At 72.2% G+C, this 22040-nt stretch carries 13 protein-coding genes and 1 pseudogene; 4 read left to right on the forward strand and 10 right to left on the reverse strand.

Annotated elements, in window-relative coordinates; translation table 11 throughout:
* Positions 1-27: 27 nt before the first annotated feature.
* Positions 28-996 (forward strand): YafY family protein, encoded by a 969-nt coding sequence (locus tag OG514_RS32560; protein ID WP_266901068.1) that lies wholly within the window; start codon positions 28-30, stop codon positions 994-996.
* Positions 997-1117: 121 nt separating this feature from the next.
* On the opposite strand, the pseudogene OG514_RS32565 reads toward OG514_RS32560, so the two are convergent.
* Positions 1118-1427: pseudogene (locus tag OG514_RS32565) on the reverse strand (transposase family protein); the annotation flags it as partial.
* A gap of 262 nt (positions 1428-1689) precedes the next feature.
* On the reverse strand, positions 1690-1839 hold the full coding sequence (locus tag OG514_RS32570) for a hypothetical protein (RefSeq protein WP_266901069.1): 150 nt from the start codon (positions 1837-1839) through the stop codon (positions 1690-1692).
* 277 nt (positions 1840-2116) lie between these two features.
* Between OG514_RS32570 and OG514_RS32575 the strand changes: the two genes are divergently transcribed.
* Positions 2117-3478, forward strand: coding sequence for a PQQ-binding-like beta-propeller repeat protein (locus OG514_RS32575; protein WP_266901070.1), 1362 nt, complete (start codon positions 2117-2119; stop codon positions 3476-3478).
* Between the two features lie 422 nt (positions 3479-3900).
* On the opposite strand, the gene OG514_RS32580 is transcribed toward OG514_RS32575, so the two are convergent.
* Both OG514_RS32580 and OG514_RS32585 read right to left on the reverse strand, forming a co-directional pair.
* Positions 3901-5514: a hypothetical protein gene (locus OG514_RS32580; protein ID WP_266901071.1), complete on the reverse strand. Its 1614-nt coding sequence runs from the start codon at positions 5512-5514 to the stop codon at positions 3901-3903.
* A 227-nt stretch (positions 5515-5741) separates the two neighbouring features.
* The gene (locus tag OG514_RS32585) at positions 5742-7133 is read right to left on the reverse strand and encodes an MFS transporter (protein WP_266901072.1); all 1392 of its coding nucleotides are present in this window, start codon (positions 7131-7133) and stop codon (positions 5742-5744) included.
* Between the two features lie 85 nt (positions 7134-7218).
* On the opposite strand from OG514_RS32585, the gene OG514_RS32590 reads away from it, so the two are divergent.
* On the forward strand, positions 7219-8082 hold the full coding sequence (locus tag OG514_RS32590; RefSeq protein WP_266901073.1) for an ArsR family transcriptional regulator: 864 nt from the start codon (positions 7219-7221) through the stop codon (positions 8080-8082).
* A gap of 82 nt (positions 8083-8164) precedes the next feature.
* On the opposite strand, the gene OG514_RS32595 is transcribed toward OG514_RS32590, so the two are convergent.
* Entirely contained in the window at positions 8165-8383 is a 219-nt protein-coding gene (locus tag OG514_RS32595; protein WP_266901074.1) for a hypothetical protein, read from the reverse strand.
* A gap of 145 nt (positions 8384-8528) precedes the next feature.
* On the opposite strand from OG514_RS32595, the gene OG514_RS32600 reads away from it, so the two are divergent.
* Positions 8529-9128 (forward strand): hypothetical protein, encoded by a 600-nt coding sequence (locus OG514_RS32600; protein WP_266901075.1) that lies wholly within the window; start codon positions 8529-8531, stop codon positions 9126-9128.
* Positions 9129-9199: 71 nt separating this feature from the next.
* Here OG514_RS32600 and OG514_RS32605 read toward each other — a convergent pair whose 3' ends face one another.
* From OG514_RS32605 to OG514_RS32625, 5 genes are all read right to left on the reverse strand, one after another.
* Positions 9200-9646, reverse strand: a complete 447-nt coding sequence (locus tag OG514_RS32605; protein WP_266901076.1) for an immunity 26/phosphotriesterase HocA family protein — start codon at positions 9644-9646, stop codon at positions 9200-9202.
* A complete protein-coding gene (locus tag OG514_RS32610; protein WP_266901077.1) occupies positions 9643-18009 on the reverse strand; it encodes a SpvB/TcaC N-terminal domain-containing protein in 8367 nt (2788 codons plus the stop codon). Before OG514_RS32610 ends, OG514_RS32605 begins: the two co-directional genes overlap by 4 nt.
* Before the next feature lie 115 nt (positions 18010-18124).
* Positions 18125-19291, reverse strand: a complete 1167-nt coding sequence (locus OG514_RS32615) for a kelch motif-containing protein (RefSeq protein WP_266901078.1) — start codon at positions 19289-19291, stop codon at positions 18125-18127.
* Positions 19288-20352, reverse strand: coding sequence for a kelch repeat-containing protein (locus tag OG514_RS32620; protein WP_266901079.1), 1065 nt, complete (start codon positions 20350-20352; stop codon positions 19288-19290). The genes OG514_RS32615 and OG514_RS32620 overlap by 4 nt, the downstream gene beginning before the upstream one ends.
* Before the next feature lie 479 nt (positions 20353-20831).
* Entirely contained in the window at positions 20832-22019 is a 1188-nt protein-coding gene (locus OG514_RS32625) for a kelch repeat-containing protein (RefSeq protein WP_266901080.1), read from the reverse strand.
* Between the last annotated feature and the right edge of the window lie 21 nt (positions 22020-22040).

Consider the following 22040-nt stretch of genomic DNA (forward strand, 5'->3'; position numbering starts at 1 on the left):
TCCTAATTACACAACAGGCTGGCCCTCATGCTCGATACCTCCGCACGCCTGCTGCGCCTGCTCTCCCTCCTGCAGACCCCACGGGCTTGGCCGGGATCTGAACTGGCCGAGCGCCTGGGGGTGAGCGGCCGCACCATCCGCAACGACATCGACCGACTGCGCGAGCTCGGCTATCCCGTGGACGCCACACGCGGATCCACCGGTGGCTACCGGCTCGGTGCCGGGGCAGCCATGCCCCCGCTGCTTCTCGACGACGAGGAGGCCGTCGCGGTGACGATCGCGCTGCGCACCGCCGCGCAGGGCGCTGTCCCAGGCACCGAGGAGAACTCCCTGAGGGCGCTGGTCAAGCTGGAGCAGGTGCTGCCCTCGCGGCTGCGCCGACGGGTGCGGGCCCTGCAGACCCACACCGTGGCCGTGCCCGCCGACCATCCGGCGCCGATCGTCTCCGCAGAGGTGCTCACCACTCTGGTATCCGCCTGCCGCGACCGGGAACAACTGCGCTTCGACTACCTGGACCACGTCGGCTCGTCCACCCGCCGCGTGGTGGAGCCGTACCGAGCGGTGAACTGGGGACGACGCTGGTATCTGGTTGCGTGGGACGTCGAGCGCGAGGACTGGCGTACGTTCAGGATCGACCGGATCCAGCCCCGCACCCCGACAGGACCGCGCTTCGCTGAGCGTGAACTGCCCGGCGGCGACGTCACCTCGTACGTTTCCCAACGGGTGTCGAGCGCGGCCTGGCGCTACCACGCGCGCGTGACCGTTCATGCGCCGGCGACGGCGGTGATCGAGCAGATCAACCCTGCGGTCGGCACCGTCGAGGCTATCGACGCCGACACCTGTGTCCTGACCACCGGAGCCGACACACTGCAGACCCTCGCCGTCTACCTGGGCATGCTCGACTTCGACTTCGACGCCACCGAGCCGGAGGAACTGGTCACCCACCTGCGCTGGCTCGCGTCGCGCTATGCCCGCTCGACTCCGCCAACCCACTGAGGCGAGCCCCAGAAATCCCTCGACCGACCACGATCGGCACCATTGAAGTGACCTCACGCGTGCGCCCACGGCCCCGCCAGGGCAGCAAAGACCAGTACCGCCCCTTGCAGGAAGCGGCCGGGCCGGAGTCCCGCCATGCTCTCGCCTCCGCGGTGTTGCCGGGCACCGGCCGGGCTGCGGCGATCACCAGCCTGGTGCCGGCGTCGATGATGACCTGCACGTGCACCGAGAACCGGTGGTTACGTGAGGACGCTCCGACCTTCCGGTCACGGACCGGGATCAGAGTGCCGCCCACGATCCACAGCCGGTTCCACCGCGGCGGCCGAACAGATGGCCGGCTCGATCGCGAGCAGCGGCCGCAGCCGCTGGATCACCCGGCACACCGTCGCCGGCGAACAGCCGAACAGCAGCGCCAGCTGCCGCATCGTGAGTGGGCCGAGACCAAGAAGAGTCCACGCCGGCCACCGAGGGCCGCAGGTTCCCAGCAGCGGCGTCACCTTGCCGTGACGACACCGAATGGGTCGACCTGACCGGCCCCATGCCGACCACGAACCGCCGACAGTCGCAGCACAACCACGACCCGCGGAACACACACCGAGCTGCACGACCCCTGGTGGTTGGTGGAGTAGCGGTAGTCCTTGGATTGCACCACCACCGCGTTGGCGCGAGCGGGTGGTACAGGTGCAGGAACCCTCAGACGGAGCCAGGGCCGTAGGCGTCTGCAATCTGCTTGTCGTCGGCGGGCAGCGGCATGCCGAGGGACTGCTCGACGGCCGGCCAGTCGATGACCGACACACGGGCGGGCGGTGGGCAGAGTCGCAGAAGGTTGCCGGTCGTGGTCATAGAAGGAGTCCTTGGCGGCGTCGCTGCAGTGAGACTTCCCTCGCGTTCCCCCAGAGAGTCCAGCGAAGCGCATCGTCACCGGCTGCTGCCGGCATTGCTCAGTACGGGGAGCACCCCGATGCGTGACATCTGGATTCAAGGGATTCGTGGGGAGTCGAGCCTGCGGCAGGGGACTTCGTCGGCAACGGTGCGCTCGAGGTGTGGCCCAGGGCCGGTCTTGATCGAAGTAAGGTGCTCCGTTGGGCGTGATCACTCAAGAGGGAAGACGGTCAAGGATTTGAATCGCATACGTACGACGGTGGCACTCGGTCTGGTGCTGTCCGCAGGGCTGGTGACCGGGTGCTCCGGAGGGGCGGACTCCGATGCCAAGCCCGGCGGCGGGGAGACGGGGAAGGTCACGGAGTCCGCGCCCGCGACGCCGAAGACCCCGGTCTACCAGGGCAAGCCGGTGCCCGGGCTGGCCGCGAAGCCGGCCTGGAGCCTGCCGAACGAGGGGGGTGGGAACTGCGCGAGCAAGGCGTCCGAGAAGGAGACGTCGCAGCGCGACGTCTGCACGGTCGGGGACGCCGTCATCGTCACCGGCTACAGCGACGGGCAGTCGGGCACGAGCACCTTCACCGCCCGGCTCCTCGACGCCAAGAGCGGCAAGCTGCGCAAGAAGTTCGACTTCGCCCTCCCCCCGGAGGACGGGTCCACGTCCTCCTCGGCGGTGGCCCTCGCGCAGGTGGGCGAGTGGCGGGACGGTTCGCCGGCGCTGCTGATCCGCAACCGCGTCGACACCCCGGCGAGCGGCCTGAAGAAGGCCTCGACCCAGACCGTGCTGACCATGTACGCGCCGTCCGGAGAGAAGCTGGGGAGCTCCTCCTTCGACGATGACACCCACATGTCCACCCCGGTCCGGAACGGCTACCTCGTGGACGCCGGCAGCTCCGGCGGCTCCAGGTTCATCCCGATCGGTGACGGCGAGACCCTGACCAGCGAGGCTTCGCACGTCGATCTCCAGGGGACGGTCGGCTCCGGTCTCGGCTACTTCTCGCAGCAGGACATCTCCTACCAGCCCTCCGCCGATTGGCTGACCGCCACGGACATCCGCACGGGCAAGAAGGCGTGGAACACCAAGGACCTCGCGCCGCCGGCCGCCATCGCCAAGCTGGTCACCTCGGACAAGGCGACCAGTGCGCGGCTGATGCCGTACCAGGGCGACAAGGCCCTCCTCGAATGGTCCTCTTACGGCGATTCCGAAGCGGTCATGACGCTGATCGACGTCAAGAGCGGCCGCCGGCTCGCCGAGGGGCCGGGCATCGACACCAACGGCACCATCGATGACGACGGCCTCGCCATCTCCCCGGACGGCAAGACCGCCGTGGTGCAGTACGGCAAGGGCGCGGTCGCCTGGAACACGGAGACCGGCAAGGAGCTGTGGCGCCAGGCCGCGGACGAGGTGACGATCACGCCGCGCGCCCTCCCGGGCAACGGCGTCCTCTACGCGTATGTGGACGGCACCGGAGCCGCGCTCGGCGCCAACGACAAGAAGCTGCTGGCCTCCGGTATCGAGGAGATGCCGCAGTTCACGACGAACGGGTACGCCGCCGTCCGCAGCGCCGGGGGCCTCTTCATCTTCGCCGCCCAGCCCGTCTGACAGGCGCCCCGCCCCGGTTCAGGGGTCCGGCGCCGGGCCCGGCGGGGTCCGGCGCCGGGCCCGGCGGGGTCCGGCGCCGGGCCCGGCGGGGTGGCCGGAGGCGGCGGACGGCGTACGCGGCGATCGCGCGGCGGCGGAGACCAGCCCGCCCAAAGGCCCGACCGGGCGCCGAACTCCTCGGTCAGTCGGCCGACCAGCACCGCCCCGAAGGGCGTGGAGCCCTGCAAAACCAGGGCCTACACGGCCTCGATGCCCGGGCGGGACCGTGCTGCAGCCCCGCTGCGGGGCGCTGGTCCAGGACAGGTGGCCGGACCTGGTGCCGGCCGCTGAGGCGCAGCTGCCGCACCGGTCCGCGCCAGGTTCCGCATGGCTCCCGGCACCGTGGCCGTAGAGCCCGGCGGGGTGAACTGCCTCGGGGGCCGTCAGCCGGTGCAGCCCGGGACCGCCCCGGTCGGGCTGCAGTTGTTCGGCTGGTTGTCGCGAATGACATCACCGTCCAGAGTGAGAGTGCCGGAGGCCTTGAAGATGCCGCCGCCGTCGCCCGCCCGGTTGTGGGTGATGGTGTTGTCCTCCAGCGTGGTCGTGCCCAGCCCTGTGGTTCCCCCGGCGTGGTAGAGGCCGCCGCCCTGGGCGGTGCCGTCCTTGGCGGTGACCGTGTTCCGAAGGACCTTGTTGCGCCTGGCTGTCAGGGTGCCGCCGTCCGGGTTGTCGAGGCCGCCGCCTTGAGCTGTGCCGTTCGGTGCGTCAGCGGTGTTTCCGGTGATGTGGCTGTCGGTCAGGTCGAGCGTGCCGAAGGGGCCCACGCGGACGCCGCCACCGCGCGCGGTGCCGTCCTTGGCTACCGCCCGGTTGTAGCCGACCTGCACCTTGCTGACGGTCATGAGGCCGTTGTTCGCGATGCCGCCGCCTTGGGCGACACCGTGCGGCGCGTCCGATGTGTTGTGGCTGATGGCGCCACCCGTCACGGTCAGCCTGCCGGGCGCCGGGATGCCGTTGGAGACGGCGGCACGCGCGAATCCGCCCGGGGCGAAGGAACGGTTCTTGCTGATGACCGTGTCCTCGACGGTCGTCTCGGCGAAGCTGATGATGCCGGCCGCGAAGGCGGTGCTCTGGGTGTCCGCGGTGACGCTCGCGGTGTTCCCGGTCAGTCGGGAGCGGGTGACCGTCAGCGGGCCGTCATTCGCGATGGCGCCGCCGGCGGCGCCGCCACCGGCGGCGCTCCCGCTGTAGATGACGTGGTTTCCGGCAACTTCGGTCTCGCTCACGCTTCCGGTGCCGGGGCTGTCGATGGCGCCGCCCTGGGCGAACACGTCGGACCGGGCTGTGTTGCCGATGAATTTGCTGCGGGTCACCTTCATCGTTCCGGTGTTGGAGATGCCGCCGCCGCAGGCCAGGCCCGGGGGGTCGGGGAAGGCAGGGCAGTCCGTGGCGAAGCCACCACTGATCGTCGTGTGCGTGAGCGTGAGGTTTCCCGTCGGTCCGACGAACAGGATCCGGAACTTCGGCACGTTGTTCACTCGCCCGTCCCGCCTGATCGTGGCTCCACGCCCGTCGATGGTGATGTCGCTGGCGATCGCCGGCAGCCCGTTGCCGGGGTTCACGGGGTCCGGCGCTGTCAGCCTGTACGTGCACTTGCGCGTCAGGCGGAGCGTGTCCGGTCCAGGTGAGCTGTTCGCGGCGTTGATCGCCGCGACGAGATCCGGGACCGAGCAGCGAACCTGCACCGTGGCAGCTTGAGCGGCCGGGACGGGAACCGCCACCAGGGCGCCCGCCACGAGGCCGAGGACGGCCGGGACATACCGACGAGACATCGGGGACTCCTCCTTCTGCGCGTACAGCCGGCCGTCATGGGACCGCAACCAGCCGAGCACAGCCGACCACGCGCCACTGCCGTCGGCTTCCGGCGTGATCCGTCCGGGCTGGCTGACAGCCCGGACGGAGCATGAAAACGCGCGAACGGGCCAAGGCGCGCGAACGGAGAGGGAGTGCGCACGAGAGCCCGGGGGACGAGGCCTGCTCTCCTGCAGCTGCGGCATACACGGGGTGGGTGCCGCGTGGCTTGCTATGCGGTCTCGGCCGGCGGGGGCGTCGGGATGTGGACGAGTTCCTGGAAGCGAGGGTCCGACCGGAGTTCCTCGAAGCACGGGTCGCCTTGAGCCTCCGACTTGTCACCGTCGGTACCAAGGGCGTTCCGCAGGTCGTCGATCGCGTAGCCATGAAGTTGTCGGCTAGCTCGGTGAGCGCTCACCTTGGGTGGGGGAAGTCACTCGGCATCGTGTCGCGGCCCTGTCCGCCGTCGGCGATCAGCCGGCAGACCCTCGCTCTTCCCGTCAGGACGGGACAACAGCAGTGGCAGTACGGCGAAGAGTTCGGCCACCGCGCCCACCCACAGGGCCGTTCGCGCGCCGAAGTGCTCGCCGAGCAGGCCTCCGACGAGCGCGCCCAGCGGCATGGTCCCCCACACCACGAAGCGGACCGTCGCCGTGACCCGTCCCAGCAGATCGGGCGGGCACACGCGCTGCCGGAGCGTCACCGCGCCGATCTTGAAGGGCATGAACGCCGCCCAGCCGAGGCCCTGGAGCGCCACGCCCACCGCGAACCGCCAGTCGGCCTGGAAGGACGGGACCGCCGCCAGCCACAGCACCCCGCTGAGCAGGACGGATCCGCCCATCGCCAGGCCGGTGCCGAAGCGGGCGGCCAGACGGGCGGTGAGCAGCCCGCCGAGCAGGCCGCCGATCGCCTCGGCGGTGAAGACCAGTCCGCACCACAGCGGCGACAGCTCCAGCTCGCCGGCGAGCAGCACCATCAGCATGGCCGCGCCAATGGTGCCGCAGAAGTTCGAGATCGCGGAGGCGAGGGTGACGGCCCTGAGGAGCGGGTGCCGGAAGACGAAGCGGAGCCCTGCGCCGATCTCCGCTCGCAGGCCCGCGCGCCCCTTGTCCCCCGGATCCCTGTCCCCCGCACCCGTGCCGAGCGCGGCGTCCGGGCCCGGCACGGTGTCCGCCTGCCGGATGCGGGCGAGCAGAAGTGCCGAGGCCAGGTAGCTGAACGCGTCGAGCGCGAGCGCCACGGGTGACGCCACCACGGCCAGCAGCACGCCGCCGACCCCGGGTCCGGCCGCCTGGACGAGGTTGCGGGTGGTCTCCAGCCGTACGTTGGCCTCCACCAGCCGCTCGCCGTCCACCATCCGGGGCAGCAGGCTCTGCGCGGCCACGTCGAAGAACACCGTGCACAGCGACAGCCCGAAGGCGACCGCGTACAGCTGCGGCAGCGTCAGGACGCCCAGCAGAGCCGCGACCGGGACGGACGCGAGCAGCACCGCCCGGCCGAGGTCGCCCGCGATCATCACGCGGCGGTGGCGCGAGCGGTCCACCCAGGCCCCTGCGGGCAGCCCCACGAGGAGGAAGGCGAGGTACTCGCAGGTCACCAGGAGACCTGCCTGGAAAGGCGTGGCGTCCAGCGTCGCGATGGCGACGAGCGGGAGGGCGAGGAGCGTCACGGCGGTCCCTGCCTGGCTGACCGTGTCGGCGGCCCACAGACGGCGGAAGGCGGGGAGCGAGGCCGGGCGTTCGGCGTGTTCGGCCGGCGGCGGGGTTTCGGCGTGCGAGGCCGATGCCGGGCTCGCCGGCTGTTCGCGGGGGTGAGAGAGCGTCATGAACCGTAAGATCACCGGTCCGGGAAGGGTCCGACAATTGTTTTAGTCTGGGCTGAAAGTTGATGCCGCGAGGCGGGGAGGGGTGATGACGGACATGGGCGCCGTGTGCTTCGAGCTGGACGACCTGGCGAACGTACGATTCGCGGTCTCACCGCTGTGGGAGACCGTCGCCGGAGTGCGCGCCGTGGCCGATCCCGGGCGGTACGCCCTCCATCTGCCCTGGATCAAGGAGTCCCTCGGCGCGGCCGGGGGCCATCCGCCCGTACCCGGCTTCGGGATCGGCCTGGACCTGGACACGGTGCCGCCTCCGCGCTGCCCGCTGGCCGGGATCGAGGAGGAGCTGGCCGCGGCGGCACCGGAGGCCGCGGAGGTCGTCCTGCCGTGGTGGCGGACGGCGGTACGGCCGCACTGGCCGCGCATCCGGGCCCTGCTGGAGGCGGACATCGCCCATCGGACCCGGCAGTTGGCCGAGGACGGTATCGGGGAGGTACTCGCCGGGTTGCACCGCACCCTCGCCTGGACGGGGGACCGGCTCGTCTCGGCCGAGTTCCCGCCGGGCGAACTCGGACTGCGCGGGGGTGGGGTGACCCTGGTGCCGAGCGCCTTCACCGGGCGCTGCCGACTGGTCCCGGGCCGGGGCGCGGTGCCGCCCTGCGTGATCTATCCGGCGCGGGCGGTGGGGACGCTGTGGGGGTGCGCGGGCGGGGCGGGCGACGGGCTCGCCCGGCTCCTCGGGCGCAGCCGGGCCGGCCTGCTCGCCGCGGTGACCGCCCCGGCCACCACGACCCAGCTGGCCGCCCGCACCGGGCTGACCCCGGGCGCGGTCTCGCAGCACCTCGCGGTGCTGCGGGACGCGGGCCTCGTCACCGGACACCGCTACGGCCGCGAGGTCCACTACGTGGCCGTGGACCTCGGGCGGGCGCTCCTGGGGGACGAAGCCGGCCGGTGAAGCGTGTTACGGAAGGTGCGTCAGGAGCCTCGCTCGCGCCGTCCCCGTACCCGGCTCGCTGCGCTGCGCAGCTCAGGAGGCCTCAGGCGTCCGTGCCCTTGTCCTCGCGCTCCGCGCTGATGTGCGCCGGTGCGGACGCTCCGGCAGCCGCTGCCCTGCGCGTTCGCTCCGCCTGCAGTGCGGCCCTCGCCGCGGCCTTCTCCCGCTCGATGTGCCGCCTCAGCTCCTGGACACGAGCTTCTCTCTCCGCGCCGGTCAGGCCCGTCAGGCCCAGTCTGGCGTCACGTTCCTCCTGGGACACGACGTCCCTCCTTCCCGGAGTCGACCAGCAGGCCCTCAACGGGCCACTGATGACCGGTCGTTGCGTCATCATCACACCACAGGCGAGAAGCAGCGCACCTCCGTCTCTGAGCGACTGTCGTCCACCAGACGGGCAAGATGGGACCGTGATCGGCTACTGGAATCCGCTCCCTACAGCGCGACGGGTGATGGAGGACCTCGGGGAGTGTGCGGAGCAACTCTTCACGGGCGCGTGGGAACAACGGAACTGGCGCAACGTTCCGGGCCCCTTCTACGCCGGTGAAACCGACAGCATGGCTGTCGGGCGTCTGGCTGCTCCGGATCACATCGCCTATGACGATGATCTGGGCGGCGGTTTCGGCTCCGAGTTCGTCTATCGCCAGCCGGTCGGCGAGCACGAGACCACGGCGCTGATCCACGGTTGCCGGATGGAGTCGTACCGAGGCTACAACGGGGACGGTGACGACCATTGGACGGTGGAAGCCGTCCGCGACTGGTGGCGAGACCGAGCCCGCGTTCGGGAATGGGCTGTCGCCATCGCCGCCGACTGGGGCGCGGACGCCCACCCCCACTGGAGCTTCAACGCCGACCCGCGCTACCTCGGCCACTACCACGATGCAGCTCAGGGGCATCGGGATTTCGTCGCCTACATCGATGACGGACTGGAGAACTACCTGCGCGGCTACCTCTTCTGGCTCGAACAGCGCCGCGAGGCGCGCGATGACGAAGCCCTTCCCCACCTCTAGAAAGTCCGTCAGGACAATCTTGACAGGTGGATCAGGACTCCCGATGTGGGCGTGACACCTCGGCGGCATGCCTAGGACAGCCGCACCCGCGCCTCCCTCTCGTCCTGGTTGGGGAGGCCCAGGAAGGTGTCCAGGAGGCGGCGCTCGATGTGGTGCGCGTCCCAGACCTCGGCGCGTTCCAGGCCGACGCACTCCTCGGGGGTGGCCGGGTGCATTCCGCCCTCCGAGTCGAAGATCACGCACTTCCGGAAGTCGGCGAGGTCCTGGGTGAAGCGGACGACCGGGCGGGCCGCTTCACCTTCGAGCGGGCGGCTGCCGATCGGCTGCCACCTGTCGTCGTCCGGCAGCCGGACGGCCTGGGCGAACAGAAACGGTCCGGCGTCGAGGTCGGCCAGGTCGGCCGACGGCTGTGCCGTGCGGTAGTCGTAGAAACCCGTGTACTCCTCCGAGAGCACCCTTCCGTAGCCGTACGAGCCGTCGGGCAGTGGAATCCGTACGTACGTTCCCGGTTGTGTCACCGCTGCCTCACCGCGTCCTTGACCAGCTCCTGGAAGGGCGTCCCCGTGAAAGGTGCCAGTTCACCGAACTCGACGTCCGCCGCCAAATGGAAGATCTCTCCGAAGACGTTGTCCTTGCGGACCCCTCGCTCGTCGTTCTCCGTCAGCCGAGGACCCGGGTCCGTGTCCGACCACGCTCCGCCGCTGAAGCCCGTGATCCCCAGCTCGGACGCGCGCTCCGACCCGTGGTGGTCCATCAACTGCTGCTCCCTTCCCCTGATGGCGAGGTACCCCAGGTCGCGGTAGCGCTCCCGGTAGTTCACCGCGAAACCGACCGCGAACTTGTCCAGCCGCGCCGGGGTGAACTCCGCGCCGTCCGGCTCGTCGCGCTCGTCCACGTGGTGGTTCCGGTCACGCAGCTTCATCGCCGCCTCCGCCTGCGGATACCAGGGGCGGTTGAGATCGATGACCGCGCTCGTGCGGCCGGAGTAGACGCGCCCGGTCTTCGTGTTCGTCTTGGTGTACGTGACGTACACGCGTCCCATCCTCGGCTCACCCTGCTTCCGGTTCGGGGCCGACTCCGGAATCGGGAAAGGCGCGTGCACCAGTTTCTGGGCCTGGGTCAGAGCGGGGAACGCCGCACCTTGGGCCGGTACACCATAGGGATTGCCGAACCGCGCGATCGAGCCCGCGCGCTGCATGTGCATGCGCACCGCGAGCGCCATCGCCAGGCCCGCGACCGCCTGCGCGGCCGCCAGGACCCCCGCCGCCGGGGCGGGTGCTGCGGCGGCGGCCGGTGCCGCGGCCGGTGCGGCGGACGCACCGGCGCCTCCGCTCAGCAGGGCCGCACTCCCCCACCGCGCGGCCGCCCGTTCCAGCGCCGAGGCCGCCTGCCCGAGGACCTCGGCAGTGAGTGCCTCGGCCGGCTCGTGTCCGTCGCGGTCGGTCAGGGTGATCGGGTTGCCCCGGGCGTACCGGTAGAGGTTCGGACCGTCGACCAGGCCGGACGGGTCGGCTCCTGTCCATCTGCCGAGCCAGCAGGCGTAGTAGCGGGCGCCGTGCTGGGCGAGTCCCGTCTCCTCGTCCCGCTCCATGCCCGTGGAGCGGTAGCGCTTAGGCGCCTCCGTACGGCTGCGTACCGCTTGGTACGTCGTGCTGCCGTACGGTGCGTACTCCTCGTACGAGATGATCTGCGCCCGCTCGTCCAGTTCCACGCAGGCCGAGCCGAGGTGGTTTCCCCCCTGGTAGCGGATCAGCCGGGGCGGTGCCGGGTCCGAGCCCTCGGTGTCGCGGGTGCGCAGTTCGGTGAGGACGAAGCGCTCCTCGCCGGCGCCGGAACCCGCCCCCGACTCCGCCCCGGTGTGCACGGTCTCCCGCTCGAACACCGCGGTGTCCGTGCCGATCGGGCCCCGGTGCCGCCGGAAGACCTCGAAGTCCCCGAGGTAGATCCGTTCCTCGATCAGGCCCGGCGCCTTCTCCCACACCTTGCGGACCCGCCGGCCCTCGGCGTCGTACACACAGAAGACCGTGCCGCCTCCGCCCAGGTCCGAGCGCCGCAGCCGGTCCGTATGGTCCCAGTGCAGGTTGGGGCCGGGGTCGCCGCCGCCCAGGTGCGGCATCCGGGTCATGTTGCCGTGCCGGTCGTGGGCGTACGGCTCGACGAGCGGCGGGTTGGCGCCGCCGGGGTTCAGCGTCGTGTTGCTGAGCCGGTTGCCGGTCTTCGCGGCCGTCCCCGCCGTGCCGTCCTCCAGGAGGCTGGTCTCGGCGTACGTGTAGCCGCGCGTCCAGCCCGCCTGCGCCGGGTCGCTGCCGCGGTGCTGCATCCGCGTGATGTTGCCGACGAGGTCGTGAACGTAGCGCTCGACGTATGTCCCCATCGTCTGTTGCGTGTTGGGGTGGTCGAGCCGGGTGTGGAAGGCGTTGGACGCGTCGGGTGCGGTGGGCGCCCGACGGGTGCCGTCGGCCTGCTGACCGAGGTGTTCGCGGCCGGTGGCCTGGATCAGGCGGTAGAGAGCGTCGTGCACGTAGTCGTTGCTCGGCTCCACGCGCTGGTTGCGGAAGAACACCGTCTGCTGGGCGTCGTCGTGAATGTGGGTGACGTTCCCGGCCGGGTCGTAGGTGTAGTGCAGGTTCTGCAGGCCACAGTTTCCCGCGGGCGGTTGGGGGTTGTCCGGATTGTCGCAGTCCTCGGGGAACGACGGGCCGCGGCCCGTGACGAGGTGGACCAGCCGGAAGGTCAGCGGGTCGTGCCGGTAGCGGGTGGTGGCGCCGTTCTTGTACGCGACGCGGATCCGCCTACCGTGGGCGTCGTAGTCGATGTCCGCGACGCCGACCGGGGAGGGCGGTTCGCTGCTCGGGTCCAGCAGTCCGGCGGGTTCCGTGGCGTGTTCCAGCCAGACGTCGACGCGGTCGAGCAGGCCCGCCTCGTTGAAGACCGGCTGGACGATGTGGAGTCGGCCGGGACCCGGTGCGGAGGCGGCGGCGAGGTCGCTGTGCGGCAGGGTCGCCTGGACGGTCCGGTTCAGCGCGTCGTAACGGACGCTGTTCTCGAAGGACTCCGCCGCCATCAGTGGGGCCGCCGCCCAGTCGGGCAGGGCTTGGTAGTCGGCGGTCAGCGTACGGGTGTGGTGGAGCGCGTTGCCCTTGAAGTCGTACGCCTCCAGCGGTGCGCCGGTCGCGTCGAGGCGTGCGTTGACCGCGGCACCCGCGCCGTCGTAGTGCCGCAGGACGCGGGTGCGCAGGTTGAGCCGCTGCGCGCGTGCCTCGTCGGCGGGTGACGCGTCCGCGGCGGGCTCGCCGTACTCGATCCGTTCGATCCGCACCTCGTGGTCGAGGGTGCGCGGGTCGGAGGCGGCAGCCCCGTCCGCGACGGTGCCGCGCACGGTCCTGGCGACGCGACGCCGCAGCGCGTCGTAGGTGGTGGTGAAGGTGTGGCCCCTGCTGTCCCAGTCCCGGACCGGGTTGCCGAGGACGTCCGGCAGGGTCCAGCGTGCCCCGGCTTCCATGCCGCTCTGGTGGATCCGGTTGCCGAGCATGTCGTGGGCGTAGCGGACGACGACACGACCCAGCTGATCGCCCGCCTGGGTCACGGCGTCGCGCACCAGGCGCTGGTTGCCCTCGATGTCGAGCTCGGTGCGGGTGGCGACGGTGTCCTGGGTGCCGTCGAGCTCGTGGCCGGGGCAGACGACGCGGTTGCGTTCGACTGTGAGGAAGGGTCTGCCCAGCGCGTCGAGGTGGGTCGTGGTGGGGGTGTCCGCGTGCGCGGCGGCACGGACGGCCGCCGTCTGCTCGTACGGGCCGAGCGCGCCGTCGATCCGCTGGGCGTGCCAGGTCTCCCAGGCGGGCGGCGTGACCGATGGGGACGCGACGGCCGGGGACCTGACAGAGGTCGACGTGACGGCCGGGGACGAACCGACCTCGGACGGTACGGCCACGCTCTGTGCCGCGAAGTAGCGTGCGAGCAGGCCGCGGACGTCGACGTCGGTGCGCGGGTCGCCCGTCTCGGCCCCGCGGGGCGCGCACGTGTCATTGGCGTCGTAGGTCGCCCGTCCCCAGGGGCCGAACACAACCTTTTCGTACGTGTGGTGGGGATGCAGGGTGGCCACGACCCGTCCGACGGGGTCGTGGAACAGCACCGGGCTCACGCCGACCGCCACACCGAACTCGAACTCGGGCGTGGCGCCGAAGAACGGCTCGTACTGGCGGACCGGCTTGCCCTTGTTGTTGTGGACGACCCAGCCGCTGCACACCCATCGCGGGCTGACTGTCGGGCCGCCGTCTGTCAGGGGGACGGACTCGGCCAGCGTCTTGCGCTGGATCTCTCGGCCGAAGCCGTCCGAGTAGCCGTACGCGGTCTGGATCCTGAGGCCCTGCGGCGGGAGGGGGTCGTGGTGGTGCGTCTCGCGGGTCAGCGTCACCACCACGGCGGGACGGCGCAGTCGGCGGAACCGGTCGAGGTCGTACACGACGCGGCTGGTGGCGTCGGCGAGCAGGTCCGCCGCCGCGTCGGGATCGACCGCCGTCAGGAGGGCCTCGACGCGCTCCGGTACGGGGTCGGCGGTGAATCCGTCCAGGGTGTCGCCCTCGGCGGGCGCGGGCGCGGCCTTCCCCATGACGGCCGTGCCGGTGACCATGCCGAGGGCGTCGAAGGCCACCTCGGTCCGGTTGCGGTTGGCGTCGGCGACGAGGCGTGGCTGCAGGACCCGGTAGTCGTTGGACTCCACCGTGGTGCGGTTGCCGAACGGGTCGCGTACCTCGACGGTCAGCAGGTCGTCGCCGTCGAGGTCGACCACGGTGTCCTGGCCGAACGGGTCGCGCTGCCGCCGGACGACGAAGTGGTGCTGAACGGCCTCCGCCAGCTCGATGGCCGACGGGTCCGCGGGGACGGCGGAGAAGTACGACCGGCCCGACGGCAGCCACCAGTGGTCGTCGGGGTCGGTACCGGGGAACCGTCCGTCCGCCTTGAGGGTATGGCCGGCCAGGTAGCCGCCCCCGTCCCCCGCCGCCCCGGCGAGGACGCCCGCCGGGTCCGGCAGCAGCTCCTCCATGGAGCCGTCGGGGCGCGGTCTGCGGAGGACGGCGGCGAGGAGGCCCGGGGTGAGGGCGAGCGTGTACCTCTCGCCCGTGGTGGCTCGGGGCTCCAGCTGTCCCAGGGGGAGGATCCGCGTGAGGTCGTCGCTCCGGTGGTGGGTGCGGACGTGCTCGATCGGCCGGCGACAGGGTTCGGGCGTGGGCTGCTCCTCGTACGCCACCTCCCGCGCGTACCGGTGCCGCAGCCGTCCGACGGTGTCGGGGTCGCGCTCCACGAGGTCCTCCGCGAGGAAGCGGCCACGCGGCCCTGTGGGGGCGTACCCGGTCAGCTCGAAGGTGCGCGTCTCGCACGTCACGGGGTGGCGCCACGCGGCGGCGATGTCGATCGCGTTGGTGACGCGGCGCTCCGTGTACGTGACGAGGGACGTGGTCTGCCGTGCCTGGTCCGCCGGGTGAAGGGCGTCCAGGGCCGGGTTCGGGACGCTGGTGACGCTGCCGTCCGGGTCCACCGTCACCAGGTGGGTGCGCCGGCCGTAGCCGACGGTTGCCTCCTTGAGAACGGTGCCGTACGGGTCGACCTCAAGGGCGATCGTGTGCTGGGTGCGCGGGTCCGCGGCCTCCCGCTCGTACTGGTGGGTGAGCGTCTCGCGCGGCTGGACGTCGAACACGGCGTCCGCGTGCGCGCCGCGCCCCTGGAGGCGCCGGACGGTGAAGTTCTGCTCGGTGACCGTGTACGGGGTCCGGGCCCGCGTCAGCTCGGCCGGTGTGGACTCCGGTACGGCGTCGTCGGAGTAGATCTCACGCCGCAGCAGCGATCCCTTCAGAGCGTGGCAGGCCTGTCGTTCCTCCTCGTCGGCCAGGCCGGGGGGCAGCGGGGTGTCGTCGAGCAGCAGTTCCCGGGCGGCGGCCGGGGTCAGTCCGGGCTCGCGGTAGTACTCCCCCTCGTGGTGCCGCGAGACGCGCTCCCGGCCCAGCCGGTCCCCGGTGTGGAACCACGACTTGGTGTGCGCCGGCGGCACGTACGAAGCGGGGGCTTCATCGGTCGCTCCGCCACCCGTACCCGCGCCGCCGACGGCTTCGAGTTCCTCGGTGTCCCACTGCTCGACCATGCCGAATCCGCAGAACTCGCGCTCCACACCGTCGTAGCGGCCGTGGTGGTACCGGTAGCGCGTGGTGAAACGGTTGCGGCTCACGTGGTCGTACGTCTCCACGCGTTCGACCACGTGGACGGGGAAGGCAAGGCGGGCGATCCACGGCCTGCCCTCGTGCTTGTCCTGGAGGTAGAACTTCGTCGACGGCGCGTAGCTCAGCCGCGTCTCCGCGCCGAGGTTGTTCACCAGGCCGACCAGCAGATGCGGCTTGGCGCCTCCCATGAGGTTGACGAACCGCATGGGCCGGCCGGCGTCCGAGGCGAGCGGGGAGGACCAGACGAGGCAGGTCGTCCCGTCGCCCAGGAGGTCGGCCGTGGCGACGCTCGTGGCACTGTCGATCCGCGGGAAGGCAGCCAGCGCGCGGGGCGAACTCCAGGCGTTTCCCGACTGATTGAAGTAGAGCCGCACGCCGTCGCGGTGGAGGTAGAGGAGGTCGGTGGTGCCGGAGCCGTCGATGTCGGCGAGCCGGACGCGCTGCTGGTCGAAGGCGTCCGGGTGGTCGAACCACGGCGCGTTCTCCATCGTCACCTTCGCGCCGAAGCGCCCGTGGCCGAGGTTGGGCCAGTAGGAGACCTCGCCGTTGCGGACGCGGACGAGGTCGGGGAGACCGTCTCCGGACAGGTCGGCGAGATGGAGGGCGTGGGTGCCGTCGGAGAAGACGGCCCGGGGGCCTTGCTCCTCGTCGGCGGCGACGGCGAGTTGCCGGGCTGCCTCGAATCCCTCCTCCGCGAGCGACCGGTACCAGACGAGGGAGGTGTCCTCGGTGACCAGGACGTCGGCGTGGCCGTCTCCGTCCAGGTCGACGACGCGGGCGTTCGAGGCGTTCAGCGGCGCGCTCGGAAGGGAGGTGAACGGCCGGAACGGCTGCCAGCCCTCGGCCTCGTCGTGCTCGTAGAGGCCGGGAGCGGACCCGCTCGTGACGACGACGTCCACGAGTCCGTCCCCGGCGAGGTCCACGAACTCGGCGCCGCTGCCGGGCGGGAGCACCGGCATGGTGCCGACGTGCTCGACCGGAGCGAACCGGACACGGGGGGCCGTGCCGTCGCCGGAGGCGGCGCGCGAACCGCTGCCGTCCGCCGGCGCGGACCCCAGGGCAGATCCCGGGGCGGATCCCGAGGTAAACCCCGAGGGAAACCCCGGGGCGGATCCCGGGGCAGCCTCCGGCAGCGGGCTGATGTTGCGCTTGTAGAACCAGGCGCCCGACTGTTCGACGAGCGCGCCGGGGATGCCCTCGCCGTGCAGGTCGGTCCAGCGGTACGTCGTCCCGTCCATGCCGGCCGGAAGGTTCTCCATGGACCGGGCCTCGACGGTCTCGGCGATGTCCCGGATCGTCGGCACGGAGTAGGTGAACTCCACCGGCGGCATGCTCCGGCGGGCGTACCCTGTGCCGTCGCGGCGGTGGCCGTGCTGCGTCACGGCGCGCAGGAACGCGTACACGGGCCCGTCGGTCGCCACCGGGTCGCCCTCGCCTCCGTGGACGAGTTCGGTCGACCGCACGAGGCAGTCGACGCCGACTCCGGCCGCCTCCGTACCGGGGAAGTGGTGGAACATCAGCACCCGGCGGCAGAGCCGGCCGGTCCGCACCTCGAAGCCGGACCGGTACGACGAGAAGGCGTCCGGGCGGAGCGGCCACGGGAACCGCAGGGCACCGGTGGCGTCGACGGCCTCGTCGTCCCGGGGCCCGGGGGTGTCCGGATCGTGATCGCCGTAGTCGAGGACGGCCTCGAACATCCAGCCGCCCTCGACGACCCGGTCATCGAGGAAGTGGGGGCGCCCGCCCGACTCGTCCAGGGCGGGCCGCCGGTTGCCGTAGAGGACACGCTTCAGATAGCGGTTGGCGGTCCTGCGGACGTCGTCGCGGTCTCCCCTGTTCCGTTCCTGCGGCTTGCCGAGGTCGACGCCGGTGCCGTCCTCGGACTTGTAGCGGTAGAGGACGACCTCGCCCTTGTCGTCGCGGGTCTCGGAGATCAGCCAGCTGAAGACACGGCCCGGGTCGCTCGGGTCGGCGATGCGGTGTTCCGGGGCGAGCCCGTACACGGTGAGGACGTTGTCCTTCGACACCGAGCGCCAGTGCACGTCACCGACAAGCGACCCACCCGGCCCCGCGGGCACTCCCCCGGGTCCGGCAGGAGCTCCCCCGGGTGCGCCGACCGCCGTCCAGCGCTCGATCCGGGCGAAGGCGCCCTCGACGCGCGGCCGGTAGCGGCGGATCCGGTAGCCGTCGATCTCGTCCTCGTGTACGACGAGCTCACCCGCGGGGTCGCGAACCCAGTCGCCTTCGAGGTCCCGGGTGTGGCCGGGGTGGGCGGCGATCCAGTCGCCGGCGTGGTCCTGCCGGTGCGCGGGGACGAGGTCCTCCTCGCCGGAGAGGACGAACACGTCGGAGTCGACGGCGTCCAGGTAGTGCGGCAGCCCCTTGTCCGTCTTCCGCGTGACCGACGGGCCCGACATGCTCCAGCCGAAGCCGAAGGGGCCGTTGCCCGCTCCGGAGTCGTACGTCAGGGCCAGGCGCGGGCCGAATCCCGACCGGCCGGGGCTTGTGGCGACGGGCACGGAGACCGAGCCGGTGCCGGTCGCGGGGTGGGCGGTGAACGTCTCCCCGATGCCACGGATCGCTCCGCCGCCCTTCGGGAGCGTCACCTGCGGTGCGGCGACGACGAACTGCCGTGCACCGGAACCGGATCCGTCTCGTTGGTCAGTCACCACGCCCGGTCGCCTCCGCATCGAACCCGCTTGCTCACGGGCCTCTTGGTCATCCGACCGGAATGGTCCGGTCCGCTGATCGTCCGCCGCATCACCCGAACGGTGCCGTGCCCCGTCACAGAACGAACAGTTCGCTCGTGGCGGTCAGCAGATGCGGCGCGCCCGTGGGCGTGGCGGGTCCGGAGCGGACCGTGCCGCCGGCCACCAGGACCCTCCCGTCGGACAGGGCGATCGCCGCGAAGTCGGTGCGGCCGACCGTCATTCCGGGCACCTGCGTCCAGTGGCGCGTCTCGGGGTCGTACCGCGCGGCGCTGCGGTAACCCGCGTCGGCCAGCAGGTCGTTACCGCCGCCCATCACCAGGACCTCTCCCGTGCGCAGCCGTACGGCACGGTGCTGGGTCCGGCCGCAGGGCATGTCGTGCTCCCGGCTCCATCGGCCGCCCCCGTCCTCCGGGTACCAGCGCTCGGCCGTCGCCTTGCTGTACGGGTCGAGCCTGCCGTCGGCACCGCCTTCGCCGTCGCTGCCTCCCGTGGCCAGGACGGACCCGTCGGCGAGTACGGTCAGCTCGTGACCGGCGCGCGGAGCGGTGAGGCTGCCCGTGGGCGTCCAGGTGTCCGTCGCCGGGTCGTAGCACTCGCCGTACGCCAGCGCCGAACCGGCGCGCCCGTCGCGGCGGGTGGCCACCCAGCCTCCCGCGACCAGGACACGGCCGTCCGGGAGCGCCGCCGCGGGGTGGAAGGACCGGCCGTCGGTCATGTCCCAGGCCTTCGACCATCCCGGCAGCAGCGGGTCGAACAGCTCCGCCGAGTACAACGACCGCTCCGAGTCGGCCGAGCGCCGGCCGGTACCGCCGGCCACCAGCACCCGGCCGTCCGGCAGCAGGGTCGCCGAGTGTCCGCAGCGCGCCTCGCGGAGCTCACCCGCCGAGGCCCAGTCGCCGGAGGCCGGATCGTAGACCTCGGCGGTGGCCAGCGGCCGGACGGGATAGGCGTTGGGGCCGGTGAAGCCGCCGGTCACCAGGACCCGGCCGTCGGCCAGCATCGTGGTGGAGTGCATCCGTCGTGGGGTGGCCAGCGGCCGTCCCTGCGACCAGGAGCCGTCGCGGGGATCGAAGAACGCGGTTCCGTCCTGGGCGGTGAGCGCCGCGTCCGCCCCTCCGGCGAGCATGACGCGCCCGTCGGCCAGGCGTACGGCGCCGCTCGCCGCCCCGGAGAGGATGCGCTCCCAGGGAAGTGGCCCGGCGGGCGACCAGCGGCCCGTGCTGCGTCGGTCGTCCGTCACGGGGAGAACACCTCCGTCGTGGTCGCGGGGACGTGGGTGCCGAGGATCGGGGCCGCGGCACCGCTGCGGGCGAGTCCCCCGACCGCGAGGACCCTGCCGTCGTCGAGGAGGACCGCCCCGAAGGCCCAGCGGCCGGTGCCCATCGGCCCGGCCACGGACCAGTCCCGCGTGCGCGGGTCGTAGCGCAGCGCGGCAGCGTGGCCGACGTCCTGACAGGCTTGGTCGGCGCCGCCGCAGACGAGCACCTCGCCCGTGCCGAGGAGCAGGGCGCGGTGGTGGCCGCGGCCCCACGGCAGTGGTGGCTCCGGGCTCCACTCCTCGGCCACGGGGTCGTAGCGCTCGACCCCGGCCAGGCTGTACGGGTCGTAGCGCCCGTCGTCGGACGCGCGGGGCCCGAAGCCTCCGAGGGTCAGCACCGTGCCGTCGGCGAGGAGCACGGCCTGGTGGGCGTATCGGGGGTCGCGGAGGACTCCGGTGGGTGTCCAGGTGCCGGTCGTCGGGTCGTAGAGCTCGCACAGGCCGAGGGGCGCGGACGTGCTGCGGCCGGTGTCGGTGAGGCCGCCCACGACGAGGACCCGGCCGTCGTGGAGCAGGACGGCCTGGTGGTGCCAGCGGGCGTCGCCCATCTCCCCGGTCGGGGTCCAGGTGCCGGTGTCCGGGTCGAAGAGCTCGGCGGAGGCGAGGGTGCGTGGTGTGCGGGCGTCGCGGGGCCGCTGACCGCCCGCGACGAGCACCCGCCCGTCGGGCAGCCGGGTCGCCGTGTGGCTGTGCCGTGCTTCGTGGAGCGCGCCGGTGAGGGTCCAGGTCTCGGCGGCGGGGTCGTAGAGCTCCGCTGTGGACAGGGACGGGGGCGGATAGGCCTGCGGTCCGGTGATGCCGCCGGCCGCGAGGACCCGGCCGTCGGCGAGCGGGGTGAGACTGAGCATGCGCCGGGCCTTGCGGAGCGGGTCCGTGACGGTCCAGCGGGCTTCGACCGGGTCGAAGAGGGCGGCGCCGTCCAGGGTGAGCAGGTTCGGCCCGGCGCCGCCGGCGAACAGGACGCGCCCGTCCGGCAGTCGCACCGGTCCGTCTTCCTGGCCGTGCAGCATCACGAACCGGAAGGGCAGTTCGCCGGCCGGCGTCCACCGGCCGGACGGTGTTCCCCGGCGGGACAGCGTTCCTCGGCCGGTCGGTGCATCGAGTGCGAACCGTGACTCGTGGCCGGACCGTGACTCGTGGTCCCACCATGGCTCGTGCGCGGACGGTGTCCACGCGGCCGAGGACGTCCCTTGACCCGACGACGCCCGCCCACCCGACGCGGTCTCTCGGTTCTGCAACGTCTCTCGGCCCGACGCCGTCTGTCTGCTTGACGCCGTCTCCGTGGCCGACGACGTCTCCGTGTCCGACGACGTGTCTCGGTCCGAAGGCGTCTCTCGGTCCGAAGGCGCCCGCTCGCCCGAGGGCGTCGTTCGGGCGACGGACGAGGAGCCCGGCCGGGTGGTGAGTTCGCCGCCGTCGGCGAGCAGCGTGCGCATCGGTGTCCTTCCCTCCCTACGGCCTCTTACGGCGCGTAGATCTCCGCGGTGGCGGTGACCCGGTCCTCGCCGGGCAGCGGGGCCGCCGGGCCGGACTCGTCCAGGCCTCCCATGACGAGCACCCGGCCGTCGGCGAGGCCGATCGCGGCGGGGGCCCAGCGGCCCCGCACCATGGGGAGCTCCGCGGACCATGTGCGGGTGGCGGCGTCGTAGAGCGTGGCGTTCGGGTAGCCGACGGCCATCGAGGCGTCGTCGGTGCCCCCGAGGGCGAGGACGTCGCCGGTGGCGAGCCGGACGGCCCGGTGGTGGCTGCGGCCCCAGGGCAGCTGCCCGTCGGCGGTCCAGCGGTCCGTCGCGGGGTCGTAGCGTTCCGTGGCCCACTGGCTGTACGGGTCGTAGGTCCAGTCGTCGTTGTCGAACCCCGGCATGTCACCGCCGGTGACCAGGACCGCGTTCCCCGGGAGCAGGGTCGCCTGGTGGCTCTTGCGGGCGGTGCCGAGGCCGGCGGTGGGCGTCCAGGCGTCCGCCGCCGGGTCGTACAGCTCGCAGTGGGCGAGGGCGGTGTGGCTGCCGCGGCCCACGGAGAGGATCCCGCCGACCATGAGGATCCGGCCGTCGTCGAAGCGGACGGCGGGGTGTCCGAAGCGGGCGTCGGTCATCGGCCGGGCCAGGGTCCAGGTGCCGGCGACCGGGTCGTACGCCTCGGCCGACCGCAGGGTGCGGTGGGAGTCGGCCGAGCGGACGGCGGCGCCGCCGGCGACCAGCACCCGGCCGTCGGGCAGGAGGGTCGCGGAGTGGGAGAAGCGCGGCTCGCGCAGCGTCCCCGTGGTGGTCCAGGTGCCGGCGACCGGGTCGTACACCTCGCACGAGCCGAGGCCGGTGGCCGGGACGGGTCCCGGCGGCTCGCCGATTCCGCCGGCCACCAGGACCCGGCCGTCGGCCAGCAGGGTGGTGCTGTGCAGCCGGCGGCCGGTCCACAGGGCCCCGGAGGAGGACCAGGTGCCCTCGGTCGGGTCGAAGAGCGCGGTCACGTCGGTGGGGACCCGGCGCCCGTCCTCCCCGCCCGCGAGGAGGACGCGTCCGTCGGTCAGCTGGACGGCGGCGTCCGCCGGTTGGGCCCAGAAGCCGGCGAAGGGCATCTCCCCCGCCGCCGACCAGTGGCCGGGCGCCGCCGCCCGTCGCTCGCTGTCCGCGGCCAGGGTCGTGACGGGCACCGCTCGGCGGTGCGGCTTCCC

The sequence above is a fragment of the Streptomyces sp. NBC_00572 genome (assembly GCF_026341815.1).
Classification (GTDB): Bacteria; Actinomycetota; Actinomycetes; order Streptomycetales; family Streptomycetaceae; genus Streptomyces.